This is a genomic window from Chitinophaga sp. W2I13 (genome assembly GCF_050434005.1).
Lineage (GTDB): Bacteria > Bacteroidota > Bacteroidia > Chitinophagales > Chitinophagaceae > Chitinophaga.
Window position 1 is genome coordinate 5871778 of record NZ_JBNPWD010000001.1, and the last position, 19031, is coordinate 5890808.

15 protein-coding genes are annotated in these 19031 nt (G+C 47.5%); 3 read left to right on the forward strand and 12 right to left on the reverse strand.

Annotated features, from left to right (window positions below):
* The first annotated feature begins 22 nt into the window (after nt 1–22).
* Entirely contained in the window at nt 23–1987 is a 1965-nt protein-coding gene (locus QFZ48_RS24210; protein ID WP_429064040.1) for a TlpA family protein disulfide reductase, read from the forward strand.
* Entirely contained in the window at nt 1984–4572 is a 2589-nt protein-coding gene (locus QFZ48_RS24215) for an alpha/beta hydrolase family protein (protein WP_429064042.1), read from the forward strand. The genes QFZ48_RS24210 and QFZ48_RS24215 overlap by 4 nt, the downstream gene beginning before the upstream one ends.
* Nucleotides 4573–4615: 43 nt before the next feature.
* Here QFZ48_RS24215 and QFZ48_RS24220 read toward each other — a convergent pair whose 3' ends face one another.
* Nucleotides 4616–5302, reverse strand: a complete 687-nt coding sequence (locus QFZ48_RS24220) for a DUF3592 domain-containing protein (RefSeq protein WP_429048790.1) — start codon at nt 5300–5302, stop codon at nt 4616–4618.
* A gap of 171 nt (nt 5303–5473) precedes the next feature.
* Here QFZ48_RS24220 and QFZ48_RS24225 point away from each other — a divergent pair, with 171 nt between their 5' ends.
* Nucleotides 5474–6283 carry an FkbM family methyltransferase gene (locus QFZ48_RS24225; protein WP_429064044.1) on the forward strand — a complete coding sequence of 270 codons (810 nt, stop codon included), beginning with the start codon at nt 5474–5476 and terminating at the stop codon, nt 6281–6283.
* Here the strand turns inward: QFZ48_RS24225 and QFZ48_RS24230 are convergent.
* From QFZ48_RS24230 to QFZ48_RS24280, 11 genes are read right to left on the reverse strand one after another with little or no spacing between them, the layout of a single operon-like run.
* Entirely contained in the window at nt 6280–7689 is a 1410-nt protein-coding gene (locus QFZ48_RS24230) for an undecaprenyl-phosphate glucose phosphotransferase (RefSeq protein WP_429048787.1), read from the reverse strand. The two genes, QFZ48_RS24225 and QFZ48_RS24230, sit on opposite strands and share 4 nt — an antisense overlap.
* 54 nt (nt 7690–7743) lie before the next feature.
* Nucleotides 7744–8940: a glycosyltransferase family 4 protein gene (locus QFZ48_RS24235; protein WP_429064046.1), complete on the reverse strand. Its 1197-nt coding sequence runs from the start codon at nt 8938–8940 to the stop codon at nt 7744–7746.
* The gene (locus tag QFZ48_RS24240) at nt 8937–9677 is read right to left on the reverse strand and encodes an FkbM family methyltransferase (RefSeq protein ID WP_429064048.1); all 741 of its coding nucleotides are present in this window, start codon (nt 9675–9677) and stop codon (nt 8937–8939) included. Before QFZ48_RS24240 ends, QFZ48_RS24235 begins: the two co-directional genes overlap by 4 nt.
* Nucleotides 9674–10777 (reverse strand): glycosyltransferase family 4 protein, encoded by a 1104-nt coding sequence (locus QFZ48_RS24245; protein WP_429048781.1) that lies wholly within the window; start codon nt 10775–10777, stop codon nt 9674–9676. The genes QFZ48_RS24240 and QFZ48_RS24245 overlap by 4 nt, the downstream gene beginning before the upstream one ends.
* A 10-nt stretch (nt 10778–10787) precedes the next feature.
* Entirely contained in the window at nt 10788–11657 is an 870-nt protein-coding gene (locus QFZ48_RS24250) for an FkbM family methyltransferase (protein ID WP_429064050.1), read from the reverse strand.
* On the reverse strand, nt 11641–13068 hold the full coding sequence (locus QFZ48_RS24255; protein ID WP_429064052.1) for a hypothetical protein: 1428 nt from the start codon (nt 13066–13068) through the stop codon (nt 11641–11643). The genes QFZ48_RS24250 and QFZ48_RS24255 overlap by 17 nt, the downstream gene beginning before the upstream one ends.
* A 15-nt stretch (nt 13069–13083) precedes the next feature.
* Nucleotides 13084–13989: a hypothetical protein gene (locus QFZ48_RS24260; protein WP_429064053.1), complete on the reverse strand. Its 906-nt coding sequence runs from the start codon at nt 13987–13989 to the stop codon at nt 13084–13086.
* Nucleotides 13989–14636: a class I SAM-dependent methyltransferase gene (locus tag QFZ48_RS24265; protein ID WP_429048774.1), complete on the reverse strand. Its 648-nt coding sequence runs from the start codon at nt 14634–14636 to the stop codon at nt 13989–13991. Before QFZ48_RS24265 ends, QFZ48_RS24260 begins: the two co-directional genes overlap by 1 nt.
* 1 nt (nt 14637) lies before the next feature.
* Nucleotides 14638–15330 (reverse strand): FkbM family methyltransferase, encoded by a 693-nt coding sequence (locus QFZ48_RS24270; RefSeq protein WP_429048772.1) that lies wholly within the window; start codon nt 15328–15330, stop codon nt 14638–14640.
* Entirely contained in the window at nt 15327–16673 is a 1347-nt protein-coding gene (locus tag QFZ48_RS24275) for a flippase (protein ID WP_429064055.1), read from the reverse strand. The genes QFZ48_RS24270 and QFZ48_RS24275 overlap by 4 nt, the downstream gene beginning before the upstream one ends.
* The gene (locus tag QFZ48_RS24280) at nt 16666–19029 is read right to left on the reverse strand and encodes a GumC family protein (protein ID WP_429064057.1); all 2364 of its coding nucleotides are present in this window, start codon (nt 19027–19029) and stop codon (nt 16666–16668) included. Before QFZ48_RS24280 ends, QFZ48_RS24275 begins: the two co-directional genes overlap by 8 nt.
* Between the last annotated feature and the right edge of the window lie 2 nt (nt 19030–19031).

Sequence of the window (19031 nt, forward strand, 5' to 3'; positions counted from 1 at the left end):
GCCATTAAAAAACGGAAACAACATGAAAAGATGGATAAGTATGCTGGCGTTGCTGCTGGCGTTTTCCACAACCGCGTACACGCAGGACAGCAGCCGCTTAACGGGGCTGGAAAAAACCGTGGCAGGAGATACGCTCCGCCTCCTGTATAATCCCGCCGGCGGGCCATTGGCCGGTAAGGCAGATATAGGCGCCATGATTTATCTCTACCGGAATTACCGCTGGTATGTGGATGATATTGTACTGCAACAACGCGGCGCCACCTGGAACGGCCAGTACGCGGTTCCTGCAAACTGCGCATTTGTGGCCATTAAATTTGTGACCACTGAAAACGGTATGGTGGCCGCCTCCGACAATAATAATGATCATGGATTTATGTCGGTTACCACCGATAAAAACGGCAACCGTTTACCCGGCGGCCAGCTGGCATGGGGTATTTTCCGGAAGCCTTCTATCGCCAAAGCGCCATTTTATTTTAATAACTACGATATCAGCAACGAAGCACTGGAAATGTGGGTGCGTAAGGAAATGGAAGCCTATCCCGATAGCATGCCAAAATTTTTCGACAGCTACCTGGCTATGCTCAAACTAAAACTCGGCGATGAATTTCCACAGAGAGCGCCGCGCAACCTGGAAAAGTTTTTAAGGATACCCGGACTCGATGAACAAGGCTATAACATCGTGTATGAAACCTACAGGTTCCAGCTGAAAGACCAACAGAAAGCCGATTCCGTGAGAAAGCTCCAACTGCAACGGTTTCCCAAAGGCCGTGCCGCCCGGTTCGATGCATACAGCAAAGCTTATATGGGACAAATGGGCGAAGCGCAGTTTGCTGCCATGGAAACTTTCCTCCGTGATTTCCCGGTGGCGGAATACCGCAGGGACACTATCGCCTCGCAGCAATTTATTTACCACAATATATACCGTTTGCTGGGCCAGGTGTACATTGCCACGGGTCGTACCGACAGCCTGAAAAAACATCTCCGCGATATGGATTTTGTTACGCTGAATGAAATATACCGGGCTAATCTCGATAAAGCATTTATTATCGGAAAAACACCATTGGCAAAAATTTATCCGTTCTCAAAAATGCTGATCGACGACATCATCAAAAAAAGCGATGATGGATCATACATGGAAGATACCCGCTACACCCCGCTGCAAGCCCGCGAAAATGCCCGCACACAAATGGATGCCCGCCTGGCTATCCATATCAGCATGCTGAATAAAATGGGTAAGTATAAAGAAGCACTTCCTTACGGGGCGCAGCGCTCCGGGAAAGGCCGCTACAACAATGCCAATCTGAATGAAGCCTGGGTAAACATACTGGAACATACCGGTGGCGAAAAGAAGGTGAAAACTGTATTGGAAGCAGGTGTTAAAGCCGGCGCCGCTACGCCTGTTATGATGGAAAAACTGAAAAGGATATACGGCAAAACAGCAGGATTTGATGCATACGTGGCGGGTCTTAAACCTGCTGTGGACAGCAATGAAATCAAGACTAAACTTATCCGCGAAAAGATCACGCCTTTCCGGTTGAAGGATATGAATGGCAGCACCGTTAGCTCCGATAGCTGGAACAACAAGATCATTGTGCTGGACTACTGGGCTACCTGGTGTTTCCCCTGTAAAATGGCCTTCCCCGGCATGCAGATGGCAGTGAGCAAATATGCCGCTGATCCGTCGGTTGATTTTTATTTTATCGCCACCATGGAACGCGCTAAAACTTACAAGGAAGACATCTCTAAATATATCAGGTCATCAGGTTATAGTTTTAAAGTGTTGTACGATGATGAAAACCCGGATACGAAAGGAAACGACCGCGTATTCAAGAGCATGTTGCCTGTTTTCCATTCTTCTGCTATTCCAAGAAAAGTAGTATTGAAAAATGGAATAATAAGGTATACGGCAGAAGGATACGGCGGCAGTCCAAGCGCACTTGCCGATGAACTAAGCCAGGTTATTGAGATTTTAAAAGCAGAACAATGAGAAAAAGATCTTTGCTCTTATATGCCGCACTGACAGGCGCCGGCATACTGCCCGCTGCGGCGCAGCAAAAAGTGCTGGATACCGCTGCCTATAAAGAATGGAAACGTATAGGTATTCCTGTTATCAGTTATTATGGCGATTGGGTAATGTATGATTTGCCCGATGACGATAATCCGCAAAAACACCTGGTCAATACACAAACCAGCAAGGAGATCCTGTTGGACAACACTTCGGGGGCCGATTTTTTTAATAAAGGCAAATGGCTGAAGTATAATGTGAATGATTCACTAATGCTCATGCGTTTGAAAGATGGGAAAAAGATCCGGTGGACGACTACCTCGTTTATCAGCAACAGTCAAACATCTCCCTATATTTCCTATAACTATAAAACGGCAGCCGGTAGCCGGTTGGTGATCTGGAATACGGATACCAACGACAGTACTATTCTCGAACAGGCAGACAGGTATTCTCTTTCCGGCAAGGGCCAGGTAGTTTATCTCCGTGGCGACCGGCTCATGGCCGGCCCGCTGAAAGGCAGGCACACTGCGCTGTTTAGTGGTCCGGTAACCGACTACAGTTTTAATCCTGATAAAGAAGAAGGCACGCTGTTGTCGGGCACAAAGCTGTATGCTTTTTCGCTGAAGAAAAGTACGCCTCAGCTGCTCATGGATTTCAACGATATTACCGCTCCGCCGGGTTACCGTATTACGAAAAAGGCATACGAAATTACACCTGGTACCACACAATTGCTGCTGGAACTAAGCTTCAATACAGCGCGCAAAACCCCACCCAAGCCCAATCCCAACGCAGCAGACCTGGAACTGTGGACCTGGAATGAACCTGTATCCCAACGGCGGCAACGGAGAGGGGTATACGACAGAACGATGATGGACGATGCAAAATTCATCTATCACCTGGATACGAAGCAGTTGGTGCAGGTGGCGCCTGAATATGCAGGGATGCTTTTTACACCTCAAAGCGGGAGTTACAATTATGCATTGCTCACGGATCAGTCGCGCTATGAATATATGCTCGACTGGAAGTACTCGCTGAATGCTGACATTTACCTGGTAAATGTGCACACGGGCGAGCGCAAACTGGTGGCGGAAGATTGTACCGATAACCCGCAATGGAGCCCCAACGGCCGGTTTGCAGTGATATATAACGGCAATGAAAAACAATGGCAGGTATTGAAACCGGAGGAGGCAAAGTTTGTAACGATTTCTGCTGCCATTGGCTACCCGGTGTATGAAGAAGATTTCGACCTGCCCAAAGCGCCACCATCCTATGGTATGGCTGGATGGACAGACGAAGGCAATACCGTAATTGTATACGACCGGTACGATATGTGGGCAATAGACCTGACCGGCAAACAGTCTGCCCGTTGCATTACCGGCGGCTATGGCCGGCAGCATCACGTAAGTTTCCGGTTGCAGGGGGCGGATTATGGCGGCATGCTGGACCTGAAAAAGGCACTCCTGCTGCGCAGCTTCAATGAGCAAACAAAGTCGGGCGGACTGTATCGCTTAAACCCCGGCGGGAAAGCAATAGCACTGGCCGATGATCCGGCTTACACCGTAAAAGTAATTAGTGTTGCAGGCAATGGTAATGCCTTCGTTTTCGCCCGGCAGAGTTACCGGCAGTATCCCGACATCTGGTGGGGCAATGCCGGTCTTACGGCAGTTAAACGCCTCACCAACAGGAACCCTCAACAGGCGCAGTACGGCTGGGGTTCAGCAAAAGTGGTGGAATGGAAAAATTACGAAGGGAAACAAAACCAGGGACTCTTATATCTCCCTGAAAACTTTGATACCACCCGGACTTACCCGATGATCGTTGATTTTTATGAAACGCATTCCCATGATCTGCATGAGTATTTAGTGCCGGGTTACAGCACGTCTACCATCGATATTCCTACTTATGTAAGTAACGGCTACGTGGTATTCCGCCCGGACATACACTACACTACCGGAAAACCCGGTGAAAGCGCTTACAATGCTGTGGTAAGCGGCGTAATGGACCTGATTAGCCGGGGTATTGCAGACAAGGCGCATATAGGTCTGCAAGGGCATAGCTTTGCCGGTTTTGAAGTAGCGTATATAGCTACCCGTAGTAACCTTTTTAAATGCGTTAACATCGGCGCCGGCGCCGTTAACGTTACCTACAACTACACGGCAGTGCGCTCCAATGGGGCGCCGGGTATGTTTAAATGTGAAGTGGAGCAGTATCGTTTAGGGAAAACGCTGTGGGAAGATAAAGAAGCCTACATCGCCAATTCGCCCATCTTTAATGCCGACAAGATCACCAGCCCGCTGCTGATTTTTCATAACGACAAAGACGGTGCGGTGGCCTTTACCCAGGGGCTGGACCTATTCCTGGCTATGCGCAGGCTGCGCAAGCCCGCCTGGCTGCTTAACTACAAGGGACTGAACCACACATTGGAGGAGGAGATCCCGCAACAGGACTGGACACTGCGAATGGGACAGTTCTTTGATCACTATCTCAAAGATAAACCCATGCCACGATGGATGAAGGAAGGCATCAGTGTGGATGAGCGTAAGGTAGATCCGAAGTATGCTTATTGATAACGACGGCGGGCTGTTACTTTCACAGCCCGCCGTAACTGTATTATTGCTCAAAGGCAGAAATATCCACGTAATACTTACGTGGATTATTTTTGTCCATGTATACGTCTATTTTTTGATGAACCCCAATCAGTGAAGTAGGGTCGGACCACATGAACCCACTCTTGAAACGGTAGTTTACGCCGGTGAGCGGATCTTTCCAGTTGCAGCGTATAAAGAAGGGATTACGACGGTTAACCCGAATATACCTGTTGGTGTCAACCGAGTCAAAGTCGGCCCGGACCAGCAACCCCGATTGTTTCAGCTGGTCCCTGCGCGAGCGGCTCACCTTTCTCTTTAAATAATACCCCAGGCCAAAGAAGCTGAATAGCAACCCCATGCCGCCAACCACGATAGCGCCAAAGTATTCCATCCAGCCGGCTATTTTCGCATCATCCGGGTTTTTGGGGTCGTAATAAATGTCGACGCGTTCCCCGATTTCGTACCCGGGAGGATTGGAAGAAACGCTGGAAATATAACGGTGCTTCACGCCTGCATCATCGAAATACGTTACCACCGGGGCGTACGACCGTTTTCCCCTGGCGATCATGTCCACCACTGTTCCGTTGGTTTTTACTGCGGAGGCATTGAACGTTTTAACATTATAGCATATCATAGCAGCAACGACCACCATCAGCAAGCCAATCCCCAGGAAAATATTAAAAGTAAGCGATACAGATCTGCGTTTCATTTTAAGCGATCAAATTGGATAAGGGCGCAAGATACCAAATTGTACAGATAAGGAAAAAGGCGCCTTCCGGGCCATAAATCCAGGAATGAATAAAGTGAATAAGCCCGGCTGTATAAATAGCCGTAATTTAGTAAAGCGCAGTATTCACTGCCGGCAACCAATAACCAAACTATGAATGCGCTCGGAAAGTCTGTTAAAAGAGTGTATGTACTCTTATTCGCCCGGAAGGTTTTTTATCCCGTGAATCTCTTCTTGTATAAGCTCAGTATGTTCGGGTTGGGAATCAGGAATCATGAAAATGATACCGTATCCGGAGAGAAGGCGTTTATTAAATTCCTGAAGGCCCGCCGCAAGCTGGATACCGGCGTGATCATGGACGTTGGCGCCAACATGGGCAACTATTCAGTGATGCTGAGAAAGAACGGCATCACGCTCCCGATCTTTGCTTTTGAGCCACACCCTGTGGCGTTCCGCAAGCTAAGCGCGGCGGCAGCAACCCACCATTTCACCGCTGTTCCTCAGGGCGCCGGCGAGGAGAGTAGCATGGCTACTATTTACGACTACCAGGGCGATGGCGGCTCAGAGCATGCCAGCATGTATAAAGGGGTGATAGAACATCTTCATAAGGGCACCGCGGAAGAAGTGTCCATTGATCTCACTACCATCGACGAATTTGTAGCACAGCAGGAAATATCCAGGATAGCCTTACTGAAGATAGATACAGAAGGACACGAACTGAGTGTGCTGAAAGGCGCCCGCCAAACTATTGCCCGCGGACTGGCAGATGTGATACAGGTGGAGTTCAACGAAATGAATATTATCTCCAGGACCTTTTTTAAGGATATTGTAGACATATTGCCGGGCTATGAATTTTACCGCTTATTACCCGACGGACTCAAAGCCCTGGGAGCATACAACAGCACCAGCTATGAAATATTTTCCTTCCAGAATATTGTGGCCCTGAGGAAGCTCCAGCGTTAATACGCATTTTTATCTCCCTTGATCATATTCATCAATGTCTGGAAAATGATCTGGCAGTCGAGCCAGAAGCTATAGTTTTCAATATACCACAGGTCAAAGTCAACCCGTTTCTGCATCTGCCCTGATATCCTCGTTTCCCCCCTGCAGCCATTCACCTGCGCCCAGCCTGTAATGCCCGGCTTTACCACATGCCGCAGCATATAATTTTGTATCGTGTTTTTAGATTCCTGGTGTAAAGGAATGGGATGGGGGCGGGGTCCCACCAGCGACATATCTCCCATCAACACATTAAAAAACTGCGGCAGCTCATCGAGATTGGTTTTGCGGAGAAACCTGCCGACAGCAGTAATCCGGGAGTCGTTCCGGGTAGCCTGGAGGTATCGCCCGTTTGCATCCACTACATCACTGTTCATGGTCATGGACCGGAACTTATAACAGGTGATTTTTTTGTTCTTCAGTCCCCACCGTTCCTGTTTGAACAGCACCGGCCCCGGCGACGATAGCTTGACCAGTATACTGATGAGCGGAAACAACCAGCTGAATACCGTAATAAAGAGGATAGTAGTAAAGCAAAGCTCAAAAAGGCGCTTGAACCGCTGCTTCGCCAGGTCATCCAGCGGAGAAGTGCGGATCGTCAGCAGCGGGAATTTACCAAAGAAATTCATGCTGGCGGTAGAGGTGCAGAAGCGGTGGCAGTCTGCAATGATCCTTACCCGTTTGGCTTCCTTCTCACTGGTGATAATAATTTTCTCCATCTCCGTATTAGGGTCCGGCAGGGCTACAATCACATCGTCTATCTCATGACTTTCCAGGATCCTCGTGAGGTCCGATATTTTGCCCAGGTACTGCCCGTTCAGGTAAGGATTGGTTTGTTCATCCACAAAGCCAACGCACCGGTAACCGAAATGATCGTTGGATAAAATGGTTTTATAGAATTTCATGCCGGTATCGCCGGTACCTACTATGAGTATGTTTTTTATGTTGTAACCGTTTGACCGCAACCGGAGCAAAGATTGTTTGACCATGAACTTAACCACGGTAATACTTACAAAATTGAGGAAAGCATACAGCAAGGTGAACGTTCTCGGATAGGGATAATATTTAAAGCAGTAGAAGAACAGGAAGGTGAAGAAACAGGCATGCAACAATGCTGTTTTAAGAATGGCAATAAACTCATAGGAAAACGACCTCGTTCTGAATTCGTCGTATAAATGAAGCGACATGCCAATGATGGTCCAGGCCGTAATGCTGATGCAGAGCAATAGCAGGTTAAAGCCGGAGAAGAATACATCTCCCAAACCCGCAATATATTCACGGGTGCCCAGAAAAGCCAGTATCAGCACTACATAATCGATCAGGAGTCTCAGCAGGAAATTAATATGGTTACCGGGTATCATAAGGTTCATAATTAAAAGATGATGGATAGTATGGGTGGCGCCGGTTATGAATGAGCATCTTTATCAGTTCAGGATGGTATTAAATACCTGAAGGAATTTGTTTTCAATATGTTTTATGTCGAAATGCTTTTCTGCATATGCCCGTCCGTTGTGTCCCATTTCCTGTCTTAATGTCGTATCCGTGAGCAGCTTTTCTATGTGCTGGCAGAAGCCCTGCTGATTATCCGGGGAAATGCAATAGCCGGCTTTGTTATCCAGTACAATGGCCGCGCTCAGGTTATCCGGTGGCATCGCCAGCACAATAGGCTTTTTAGCGCACAGGTAAGTGAGTACTTTCGACGGCACGGAATAGGCGCCCGCATCATTTTCCAGTATGGCCAGCAGGATATCCGCTGCGCCCAGCACCTGGCTCATATCCCTGAAATCCTGGAAGGGAAGGAGCAGCAGGTTGTCCAGCTGCCGTTCCTCTTTTTCTTTTTGCAGGAAGGCTGCTCCCAATCCTTCGGAGATAACAATAAACACCACATCTTTATGCGTAAGGAAATAGGCCGCTGCTGCCGACAGCATCGCCGGGTTGTGTTTTAATCCCAATGTGCCCGAATAAACAATACAGGTTTTATCTGCTACGTTGTGCCGCCGGGCCCAATCGTTATTTTTACCGGTGAGCGTTATTTCCCGGAGCGGCGCCCAGTTGGGAATACAGGTTACCTGCTCGGGATGCAATTTCCACTTGTCAAAAAGATCATTGAAGTCCTGTGTAATACTGATCACATGCGCACTTCTCTTCAGCAGTTTTGTTTCCAGGCTTTTAAAATAGTACCAGATGGGAAAGCTGATCATGCCTAACTTCTGGCGGGCAATCTGCCGGATGGCGATGGTGTAAATGTCCTGGCACCAGTACACAAATTTGATCCCTTTCCGGAGGCAGTATTGCTGTACATGTTGCTGTACAAATAACGGCGTTGTGCCGCTCAGTACTACGTTGGGCCGGAATGTATCCAGTTTGTTAGTCAGCTGACGCGCGTATTCAATTTCCTGTTTCCTTCTTTTTAAAAGAGAGTATTTGTCGAATTTTCCTTTGATCATAATAGGCAGCACGGTAAGCCCGGACCCTGACAGGGGAAGGTCTTCAAAGTTTCCTTTGGGCGACTGGAAAGAAACAGAGTAGGCATGCAATACTTCATGCCCGCTTTCCGCAAATTGCCGGCTAAGCTGTAAGGTAAAGGCATGGCCGGAATGGTCGTTCACAACAATTTTCATCCTTTCTTTCTTTTATATAAAAGGTCCATTTGCAGGATCTGCAATTTTTCCGATTGCAGGAAGCCAACAGGCGCTATAAAATCGAATCCCAGTTCTTTAACAAAATGGTGCATTTCATCAAACAGTGGCTCGCCATCATACATTTGAACAAAAGAGGTTTCAAACAGGAGGTAGTCAATTTGCCGGAGACTATGCAGCGCTCCTTTCAGTACTTCTTTCTCAAATCCCTGCACATCCATTTTCAATAATACCGGCGGGATAAAAGGCACTTTATGCCGCAGGTCGTCCAGGCGTTGTACCGATACCTGTATGCGGTTGGAGTTAGCTGTTTTGGGAAGCATGTTTTTTTGCAGGTCAGATACATGCAGGGCTGAACTGGCATGGGAATACGCATTGCTGTAAAATTCCAGTGTCCCGGTGGAGTTGCCCAGCGCCATGTTATACGTGTTGATGTTGGTGAGCCTGCGGGTATTGCGTTGCAACAGGGAAAACACGCCGGGCAGGGGTTCAAAGGAGTGGATACGCGCCTGCGGGTAAAAGTGACTGGCAGCCATGGCAAACTGTCCCTGGTTGGCGCCTGCGTCTATAATTACGCCTAACGAGGGGATATAGTGCCGGCAGTTGTGTAGTATCTGCGTAGAGGCTACAGACGCACCTTTTTCCAGCAACGAAGTGAAACCCCTGCCGGATGTCAGGAATATTTTTACCGTGTCTGCAATTTTAAAAATAATACTCATGTCGAGAATTTGTAGTTCCAGCAATCTTTGTAAAAACCAATTGTTTCCTGTACGCTTTTATCCCATGTGAACTGTTGTACCTGTTGAAGTCCTTGTGTTATCAGCTGTTGCTTGAATGCGTCATTTTCCAGGGATCTTATTTTTTCTGCAAACAGCAGTGGATCTGCCTTGTCGGCCATCAGCCCGGCGGTTCCTACTACTTCGGGCATGGAGGTCATACTGGTGGTGACCACGGGGCAGCCCGCTTTCATGGCTTCTCCCGGCGGAAATCCGAAGCCTTCATAAGCGGAGGTATAGAGCAAGCAAAATGCATGGTTGTATAAAATATTAAGGTCTGCCTGGCTAACGGTCGGGAAGATATGATAACGGCCGGCCAGTTTTTCTTTCATCATATTGATCTCTTCTTTTTTCCAGGGCTCACCACCTATTACTACCAGGTGAAAGGAAGAAGGCAGCAGCTCCATGGTTTTTACCGCTATGAAAAAGTTTTTATAATTCCTGCGTGCACCAACATAGAGAATGAATTTTTTTTGAAGATCCATCTCCAGCGAACAGCTTACCGGCAGGCGTTTGTTGATGGGGTAGAAGTCGCAGGCAATGCCGTGATAGATTACTTTCACCTTTGCAGGATCGATGCCGGGATAAAAGTGGAACAGCTCTTTCCGGGTACTGTCTGAAATACAGATAATCCCATCGGCCCGCCTGATACCGTATGCTTTTTGCAGGGTATTGGCAAGGCCCCGCGGAAACTTCGACGCCAGCTTCCGTTCGTGTGCAAAGTCGTGTACCGTAAGGATGTTGAGGATATTTTTCTGTGGGGAAACCCGCAGGTATCCTCCATGAAAAACCGCCGCCGCAGGAAGCGGGTAGCGTACCGGGAGGTAGCGGAGGTACTTGCTGGGAATCCAGCTTTCCCGGATACAATTAAACCGGTGATAATCTATTTTCCGTTCAAAGATGTTGTCTGATCCCGGGCGTGCATTTAAAAAGCCAACCGATAACCCGCTGTTGCACATACCGGACAACAGCTCGTACCAGTAGGCAGATACGCCACCTGCTTTCTGAATAGAGAATACAATATTGTCCAAAAATACCTGCATCATTGTATGATTAAATCCACATGTGTAACATCACCGGGTTACCGGAGATGTAATGAATCCCTTTTACGAGGTGGTTGTACTCCGGTACTACCCCTTTTATCAGGGCTATCAGCGTTTCATAATTTTGTCCTTCATGATAAGTGGTGATGGCTATTTTGGGTTTGCTGGCCCTGATAGTTTCCAACGCGCCGCGGATCATGTTTTCCTCGAATCCTTCAATGTCTGCCTTCAGGTAATCTATGCGGATACCCTTTTCTGCAAAGAGGCTGTCGAGCGTTACTACTTCCACTTCCACCGCGTTCCCGTTGTTGTTGTGCTGGCCGATAGTACCATTCAGTACCGTATCGTTGGAGGCCATGTTGATGTACGCCTTCTGGCAGGTATCTCCCGCTGCTACCGGCAGAATCATCACTTTGCTTTTTTGCCGGAACAGTTGTTGAAGGGAATCCACGAACAGGGGTAAGGGTTCCAGTACAAAAATGCGGCTGGCGGTGTGCTGGTGTTTGAATGCAAAGAAGCCTTCCGCGCTGCCACAGTCAACCACCACATCCCCCGGGGCGATGGCTGTTTGCGGGATCTCATAGTAATGCCAGTGCTCCGGCCTTGCTTCTGCCAGGATCATCGCAAAGCTGTAATGCGGGGCGGACGCGGGGTAAATAAACAGGTCTTCGTAACCCTTTATCCGGTAGTAATTGTATTTGTCATCTTTATTTACCAGGGTAGCCTTTTCATTGGCAATGGCATACATGCGCGGCGAAAAGAGATGGTACTTCATTTCGCGCCAAGTTGTCCGCCGTCTTACCTTGCTGTTGAAAAGGTAATGATACAGCAACGACAGCCGGAACCGGATACCCCATAGTATACTACGTGCTTTGTTCATATCCTGTATCATTTATGGATTCGTTATCATATGCACACAGTAATGCCACTATTATCAGGAACAGGTCTATCTGGCTGAAAAAGAAACAAACAGCTACATACGCCAGGTAGCTGCGCTGAAAGGGCATAATATGCTGCCCTGTTTTAGTGAGTATCAGGAAGAAGAAGAACAGGGAAACAGCCCCAAATTCTGCCAGGATAAAAAACCACCGCATATTGAGATTATGCCCGCCAATGCCTGCTACCCGGTTCTGGTAACTCAGCTGTCCAAAGAAATAGCTCGCCGGAATAAAGGTGCTGTTTCCCGCGCCATATCCCGATATAACCAAATAGGGTTCATCCCGCAGGAAGTCGACCACCGGCAGTTCCATATCCCTTTGCAGCGGAATCCCGAGTATAATATTATTCTTACCCCAGATCTCATTATCATACCGGTAGGCAGATCTTTCGAAGAGGAGCTGGTATATCGGCTGGTTGCGGTTAGCCATGTAATGTTTCAGGAAGTATTCTTTTGAGGCAGCGATCGAAAGGAAAATACCAACGATCATACCCAGGGTACTGATGATCTTCCATCTTACTGGCATCAGTTTAGGGAGACATAAAAACAGGAGGCCGCCGGCCAGGATATTTATCCAGAAAGTTTGGGAAGAAGTGAGGATGCCTACAATGACCATTACAATGGCCGCTTTGTAATTCCTGTCCCTCACAAATAAAGGAATCGCTAAAGATAAAAAGGCGCTGAATATTTTGGGCTCTGCAAATAATGCCTGTACGCGTAACCCCAGCGGCCCGTTGATTTCCTGCAGCAGATACCGGCTCTGTAACCCGAGGAGCTCACTCAGTTCCACGCTCCTGAAAATAAGCTGTACGGCGATTTGTATGGCTGCAATCACACAGGATATCACCGCAATTTTTTTCATGGTAACTGTAAACTTCTCAAACGAAAGCTGCTCCCTTTCCTGCACTATTTTGGCGCCGATCGCAAACAATGGTAAGTAGGTTTTTATATAAAAATAAATGGGCTTGGTATAAAAAGCCAGCATTTTACCACCGGGGTAATTAAAGGGATCTTTGTACAGCTGTGTGATCAGGAACACGGCAATATTGGACAGGAGCGGAAGCAACAGCAGGAAAAGATATTCTTTCCGGATGTACTGTTTGCCGGTAAACAACTGATGCGCCTGTTCAATGAAAATGAAGATGCCAACAAAAAAGGTAGCAGTAAAAGTAGGCCCTATAACAAGCATGGTATATGCCTCCGACGCAAAGGCATACAGCAGCGTGTCTATAATAGAGATCCGCTTTTTATAATACAGGTACAGCAGTATCGCGGCAATGACCAGGGGCATGCTTTCCCTGAAACATTCCACGAAAAAATTACTGCTTTGAAGACTGGTGTATCCTGTTTCCATATTATTTTTTACTGATCAAGGGATGCGTTTGTATAAACTGTACAGCAACCTGTTGTTCTTTACTATTTTTTTAAGCCTGATAGATAGCCTGCCGCTGTTATATAGTGTGTTGATGGTATACCGGTCTGCTGCCTCATCAATATTGTTTTCACCGGGATGAATGATATCCGTTATGGCGCCGTAGTGTATTTTCCTGAACCACCGTGGGGTGGAGCGGGTATGGGTGGCTTCTTTGCCGTAGCCAATGTTTCTGACAAGACTAATATTCGGCGTAATTACCCATCCCTTGCAAAACCATACTGTCATGAACCATTGGATATCCCAAGTATCTGTTTGGGCGTCGTATATGGATTGCAGTTCGGCCCGTAAAAAAGTATTGAGCCCGCTCCGGGAATTATGCTGGTAGCGGTGAAGAGAGAAATCGTAATGCTGCCACGCGCGGCGCCAGGTAGCCCACCCCCACACATGTGCGTAGCGGGAAAAGTAATAGGAAGCCATTCCCCGTGTAACGCCCGACTGGTAATTACTCCCGTTGATATGCATGACGGTGTTGTTTAACCGGTATCTCTCCAGCATCGCTGTACAGAAAGAAAAGAAGGTGGGATCCGGTACACAATCATCTTCCAGTATAATCCCTTCTTCTACTTGGCTAAAGAACCAGTCGATCGCCGAACTTACCGCCTTGCCGCAGCCCAGGTTATGTTCCCGGAACAGCGTTGTTATTTTACATGGCCAGTCGATGCCCTGTAAAACGGCTGTCCGCGTGGCTTCGCACAGCGCAGCTTCCCCGGGTCTGTCCGGCCGTGGACCATCGGCGGCAATAAACAGCTGTTCCGGCTGCAGCAGCCGGATCTGGCTGAATACAAACAGCGTTTGTTCAGGGCGGTTAAATACCAGTAATAAGACCGGCGTCTGTAACATTATTTAGTTGCCTCCAATGCAACGGCGTTATTAAATCTTATTTCTTCTTCTACCAGTTTAAACATGGCATCGCTGCTGTCATTAAACCCGCAGTGCCGTATGTTTTTAAATCCTGCTGCAGCCAGCTGGTGCGATAACGACAGATGATCCCACATGTACAGGTGTTCACGGTTACCCAGGGCCAGCTGTACCAGTTGCTTCATGCCACGTATCCTGTCGTCTTTTCCCAGCAGGGTTTCTTCCATGAAGCTGGTGTTGGCTTTTGGATCGTTATGCTTTAGCTGGTCAATATATCTCCTGGCGGCGCCTTCCAGGTCGGGCAGCACGCAGCGGAAGTACCCTCCTGGCTTCAGGATGTGAAAGGTATTCCTGAGCGCCAGGAGGCAGTCGTTATAAGAAAGGTGTTCCAGTACATGCGAGCAATAAATACCGTCACAGGAACTTTCTTTTATACCGGGCAAGCCTCTGAGGATATCGCCCAACAACACATCCTTATGAAAGGAAACATGCATCAGGGGTTTCAGCAGTTTACCGATCACGGGCATCTGCTGGATCCTGAGGGTGGGCGAGGAATCGTAATTTTTCCAGCCGGCGGGCGCCGAAAAGGGCCCGCAACCATATTGTACATATAACCTGCTTCCGGACATCTTAGGCGTTCATGTTTTTAAAGAAGTAAGTGTAATAGGTTTTGGCAAACATGCTATATCCTACCTGGTGCATAAACTGGCATAACTCACTGCGGTCTGTTTGAAGTACCTCAAATGGTGATGATTCTGCCAGCACATATGCAGGTCTGTATTTATTCCAGTTATTAGATCTCAATACCTCCATATCAAGGCCTTCGGCGTCGATGGTGATAAAATCTATGGCAACATTCTCCGGCAGGTATTTATCAAGAATATCCGCCAGTGGCCAGGTATCTACCTTTCTTTCACCGATCACCCGGTATTTGGTTAACTGTGTATATTCTTTTACTTTTTCAGGAGAAAAAGTACTTAAAGCCGGTTCATTAAAAATGAAATACGTGAGTTGTTGTTTTACTACCGAGACGCCTATTTCCAGGTTAATATCTTTGGGCCGGTGCCTGTTAAATAATGCCTTTGAACCCGGCAACGGATCTATGTTGATGCCCGTCCAGTTTCTCTTGTAAAGCAGGTAGGTATTGGATACCCGGAAGGGATGATGCGCCCCCACATCTATATAAACGCCTTTCTTTTTCTGGTCGAAAATCCTTTTCAGGATCAGGTCTTCTCCCTCCGAACTGTAGGCCCGCACACCGTAACTGAGACGGGGGAATAAGGTGGTGACTAATTTTACAGCGATATCTTTGATGCTGCTCATTTCGTATAGTTTTTTTGTTGTACGGTAACCAGGTTGATGGTAAAAATCCGCAGGCTGTTGTATACTTGTCTTATATCAGAAAATGCCAGTAAGGGATGAAACATTCTTATGGTAAGCAGGTATCCCTGGCCGCTTTTATCGAGCAGGAGCAACATGCCATAAACGGTGCTGTAGGCCGCTACTGTGGCAATGGCGGCGCCTATGCCGCCATATAGCGGGATCAGGAAAAAATTAATCCCTGCATTTACGATCAGGCCGGAAAGATTACCGTACAGGTATATTTTATATTCCCCTTCCACGAACAGGTACTGCACCATCACAATGCTCAGGAATACAGGGATCCCTGCCCAGATATGGATCATCAGCATCCATGATGCCGCCGCGTAACCAGGGCCATAGAGAAACGGAATGATGATATGCGCGGTTAATGTAACCATTACGGCAATGACAACGCTCAGCCAGAACGACAGCCGCAGCCATTTTTCCAGTGTTGCCAGGTAAGCGTTGTGACTGATCTTTTTCGTTTGCAGGAGGCTGGGCAGCATCGCCACGGATATCACCGTAGGAATAGCGTACCAGAGTTCAGAAATCCTGGCGGCGCCTACATATTTCCCTAGTTCAGCAGGGTTAGCCAATGCATCCAGCAGCACCAGGTCGATCTTCATAAACAACACCACCACGAGGTTGGAGAGCATCAGCGGCCAGCTTTGTACCAGCAGCGTTTGTGCCAATGCCGTATCAATACGCCAGGTAAAAGCCGCAACATGACGGGATAGATATACCGCAATGATGATCAGGTACGTAACCACTAATTCTATTACGGAAGTCCACAGGAATGCAATCAGCGCGCCATCCAGGTATACGATGAGCACTTTTATCCCGCAGAAAATGATAAATACCACTACTTTGGGGATGATCACCTTTTTGACATTATTTTTTGCCTGGTAGAAATAATCCAGTACATCAAAAGACTGCAAGAGGATGATGAGGGCAGAGAAAATGGTACAGTAAAGATAAAGCTGCTGATGCTTTCCGGTCAGCAGCACAATGCCAACGCTTACCGCCATGCACACCACGCCGGCAATGATCCGCATCAGGATCACAGTGGCTACAATAGTTCCCTGCTTATGTTCATTGTTGATCAACTCTTTCACGGCGAGTTTATCCATGCCCAATATGGCCACACTGCCGATAATAGTGGTGAGTGCCAGCGCATAGTTCCAGATCCCGAATTCTTCGGGACCCAGGTGCCTGGCAATAAGCGCCATGATGATAATGCCTGGGAAAAGTTTGCTGAGCTTATCAACCAAAAGCCAACCGCTATTTTCAAATAGTTTATGCAATGCGTTGTTTTATTTTTTTAACCAGTGACGACCACGTATGATTATGTTGTTTATTTTCTGTGTATGAATAATGATCGTAGTAATAATAAGGGTAGAAAGTATCCTGCTCTATACCGTTAAAGATGATCCCGGTTTTTTTGAAGAATCCTTTCCGGATATTTTCCGATACCGGTATCAGTTTGGATTTGAGCGTGAAATTGTACCGTACTACAAACAGGGCGCAGTCAACCTGGTGTGAAATGCTTTTCGCATCAGACACGATACCGATGGGCGACATATCAATCACCACGTAGTCAAACAGGTCTTTCAGCTGCGCCAGCAGATCAGCCATGCGGTCTCCTTCAATCAGTTCAATGGGATTAGGCGGAATGGGGCCGGAGGAAACCAGGTAGAGGCCATCGGTACCGGGTACTTTTTTGATGATCTCCTCAATGGTTTTATTACCGATGATATAATTCGTAACGCCCACGTTATGATCCAGCCCCAGGAACTGCGAGAGCTTTGGTTTCCGGAGATCCAGTTCCAGCAGCACTACTTTTTTATTGCTTACTGTTAAGGAGTTGCCTAAGTGAGCCGACAGGAACGTTTTTCCTTCGCCCGATATGCTGGACGTAAGCAGGATGGTGGGCGTACCGGATACCCCGGTGAGCAGGAACTTCAGATTGGTACGCATATTAAACACCTGCTCCACCAGTACAGATCTGTTCTGGAGCGACATATCGCGTGCGCCTTCTTCCTGCTGGTAAATTTCTGCGATCACCGGCAGGTCGAACACCTGTTCTATTTCTTTTTTACTGAGTACACTTGGGTTTAAGAAATATTTAAGATAGATATAGGCGCTGGTAAGTACCAGTCCTGCTGCAATAAAGCCAATGAATACCAGTGATTTTTTAGGAGTAATGGGTTTGTCGGGAACAAATGCCGGCGCTATCACTTTATTGTCTACCACGTTACTCGCATAGGCGACCGATGCTTCTTCCTTCTTTTTCAGGAGATAGAGATACAGGTTCTCCTTCACGCCTTGTTGTCTTTTGATGTTAATGTATTCTTTTGCGTAGGTAGGTATATTCGCTATTTTGCCTTGTATCTGGTTTACCTTGTCCTGTGTTTTTCTTTGCACCACGCCGGCATTTCGCCTGTAACCGGAGATATAGTCCTTAATGGTTTTCCGGGTATCGGTAATTTGCGACTCCACATTTTTCAGGATGTCGCTGGTAGGTTTCAGCGAAAGGGAGAGCCGTTTCTTTTCCCGGAGCGCTTCTTCGTACCGGTTGATCATAGAAGTAAGTGTTTGGTCGATGTTGCCAAGCACGGGGGCGAAGGGGTAATCGCTGGCGGGGTTGCTGATGTAGCTGTCCACCTGGTCAAATACCGACAATTGCAGGTTGGCTTCACTGAGCCGGATATCCGCCTCTTTTACCTGTTCCAGTGCCAGTTTGGAACTGGCGTCAATATCGGTGATGCCTCGCTGGATCTTGAAATTTTCCTCCTGTTTTTCCAGCAGTCCCAGTTCTTCTTTTAAGGAATCCACTCTCACCGACAGGAAATGAATGGTTTTGAATGCCACTTTATTTTTATCATCGAGGGTATAATCGTTGTAGGCTTCCAGCAGGGAGTTGAGGAAGTCGGCAGTTCTTTCCGGAACGGGGTCTTTGTAACTCACCAGTATCACAGTGGCGTCCCTGTTAACGAGCGCAGTACCTATTTCCTCTATCTTTTCGTAGGCGTATTCCGGTACGGAATCCACCCGGATGCGGAAGGTATTAGCAGGAGTGCTGCCGGCGAGCGGGGAGAAGGTGATCACGAATTTATCTTTCGCCACGGTAAATGGTTCGCCGGGCTTTGCTGTTAACTGCAGGCTGGTGTCGGTGTTATAGTTCACCAGTTTTATTTTCAGCAGGTCCTTTTCCCGGGTTACATCAAAAACGTAGTTCCCTACTTTTGAGCTGTCGCCCAGTACTCGGAGGCGGAGCGGTGGTTGGTTATAGATCTCTTCATTCTTTACGGTTCCTTTTATATAATACCGGATATTAAAGCTGTTGCCGGCGATTACTTTTTCCACCAGGATAGGGGATTTCAGTACCTCCATCTCATTTTCAATATTTTTACCGTTGTTAAAAAGCGACAGTGATTTGAGGGCGTCCATTTCTTCTCCGCCGCCTTTTTTCTCATCTTTCAGGTACAGTTTGGCGCTCGACATGTATATCGGTTTTTTGTACTTGAGGTACAGCATGGCGCTGGTCACCATGGCCATAAGCACCAGGAGATATAGTGGCCAGTGAAAAACTATTTTCTGGAAAAGATCATTGAGATCTATAACGGAGTTCCTGTTGTTTGTCGTTTTTGGTTGATTCATAT

Bases quoted from the DNA above. Each gene is read 5' to 3' on its own strand.
- QFZ48_RS24210 (WP_429064040.1), top strand. From the start codon at position 23: ATGAAAAGATGGATAAGTATGCTGGCGTTGCTGCTGGCGTTTTCCACA.
- QFZ48_RS24215 (WP_429064042.1), top strand. From the start codon at position 1,984: ATGAGAAAAAGATCTTTGCTCTTATATGCCGCACTGACAGGCGCCGGC.
- QFZ48_RS24220 (WP_429048790.1), bottom strand. From the start codon at position 5,302: ATGAAACGCAGATCTGTATCGCTTACTTTTAATATTTTCCTGGGGATT.
- QFZ48_RS24225 (WP_429064044.1), top strand. From the start codon at position 5,474: ATGAATGCGCTCGGAAAGTCTGTTAAAAGAGTGTATGTACTCTTATTC.
- QFZ48_RS24230 (WP_429048787.1), bottom strand. From the start codon at position 7,689: ATGAACCTTATGATACCCGGTAACCATATTAATTTCCTGCTGAGACTC.
- QFZ48_RS24235 (WP_429064046.1), bottom strand. From the start codon at position 8,940: ATGAAAATTGTTGTGAACGACCATTCCGGCCATGCCTTTACCTTACAG.
- QFZ48_RS24240 (WP_429064048.1), bottom strand. From the start codon at position 9,677: ATGAGTATTATTTTTAAAATTGCAGACACGGTAAAAATATTCCTGACA.
- QFZ48_RS24245 (WP_429048781.1), bottom strand. From the start codon at position 10,777: ATGCAGGTATTTTTGGACAATATTGTATTCTCTATTCAGAAAGCAGGT.
- QFZ48_RS24250 (WP_429064050.1), bottom strand. From the start codon at position 11,657: ATGAACAAAGCACGTAGTATACTATGGGGTATCCGGTTCCGGCTGTCG.
- QFZ48_RS24255 (WP_429064052.1), bottom strand. From the start codon at position 13,068: ATGGAAACAGGATACACCAGTCTTCAAAGCAGTAATTTTTTCGTGGAA.
- QFZ48_RS24260 (WP_429064053.1), bottom strand. From the start codon at position 13,989: ATGTTACAGACGCCGGTCTTATTACTGGTATTTAACCGCCCTGAACAA.
- QFZ48_RS24265 (WP_429048774.1), bottom strand. From the start codon at position 14,636: ATGTCCGGAAGCAGGTTATATGTACAATATGGTTGCGGGCCCTTTTCG.
- QFZ48_RS24270 (WP_429048772.1), bottom strand. From the start codon at position 15,330: ATGAGCAGCATCAAAGATATCGCTGTAAAATTAGTCACCACCTTATTC.
- QFZ48_RS24280 (WP_429064057.1), bottom strand. From the start codon at position 19,029: ATGAATCAACCAAAAACGACAAACAACAGGAACTCCGTTATAGATCTC.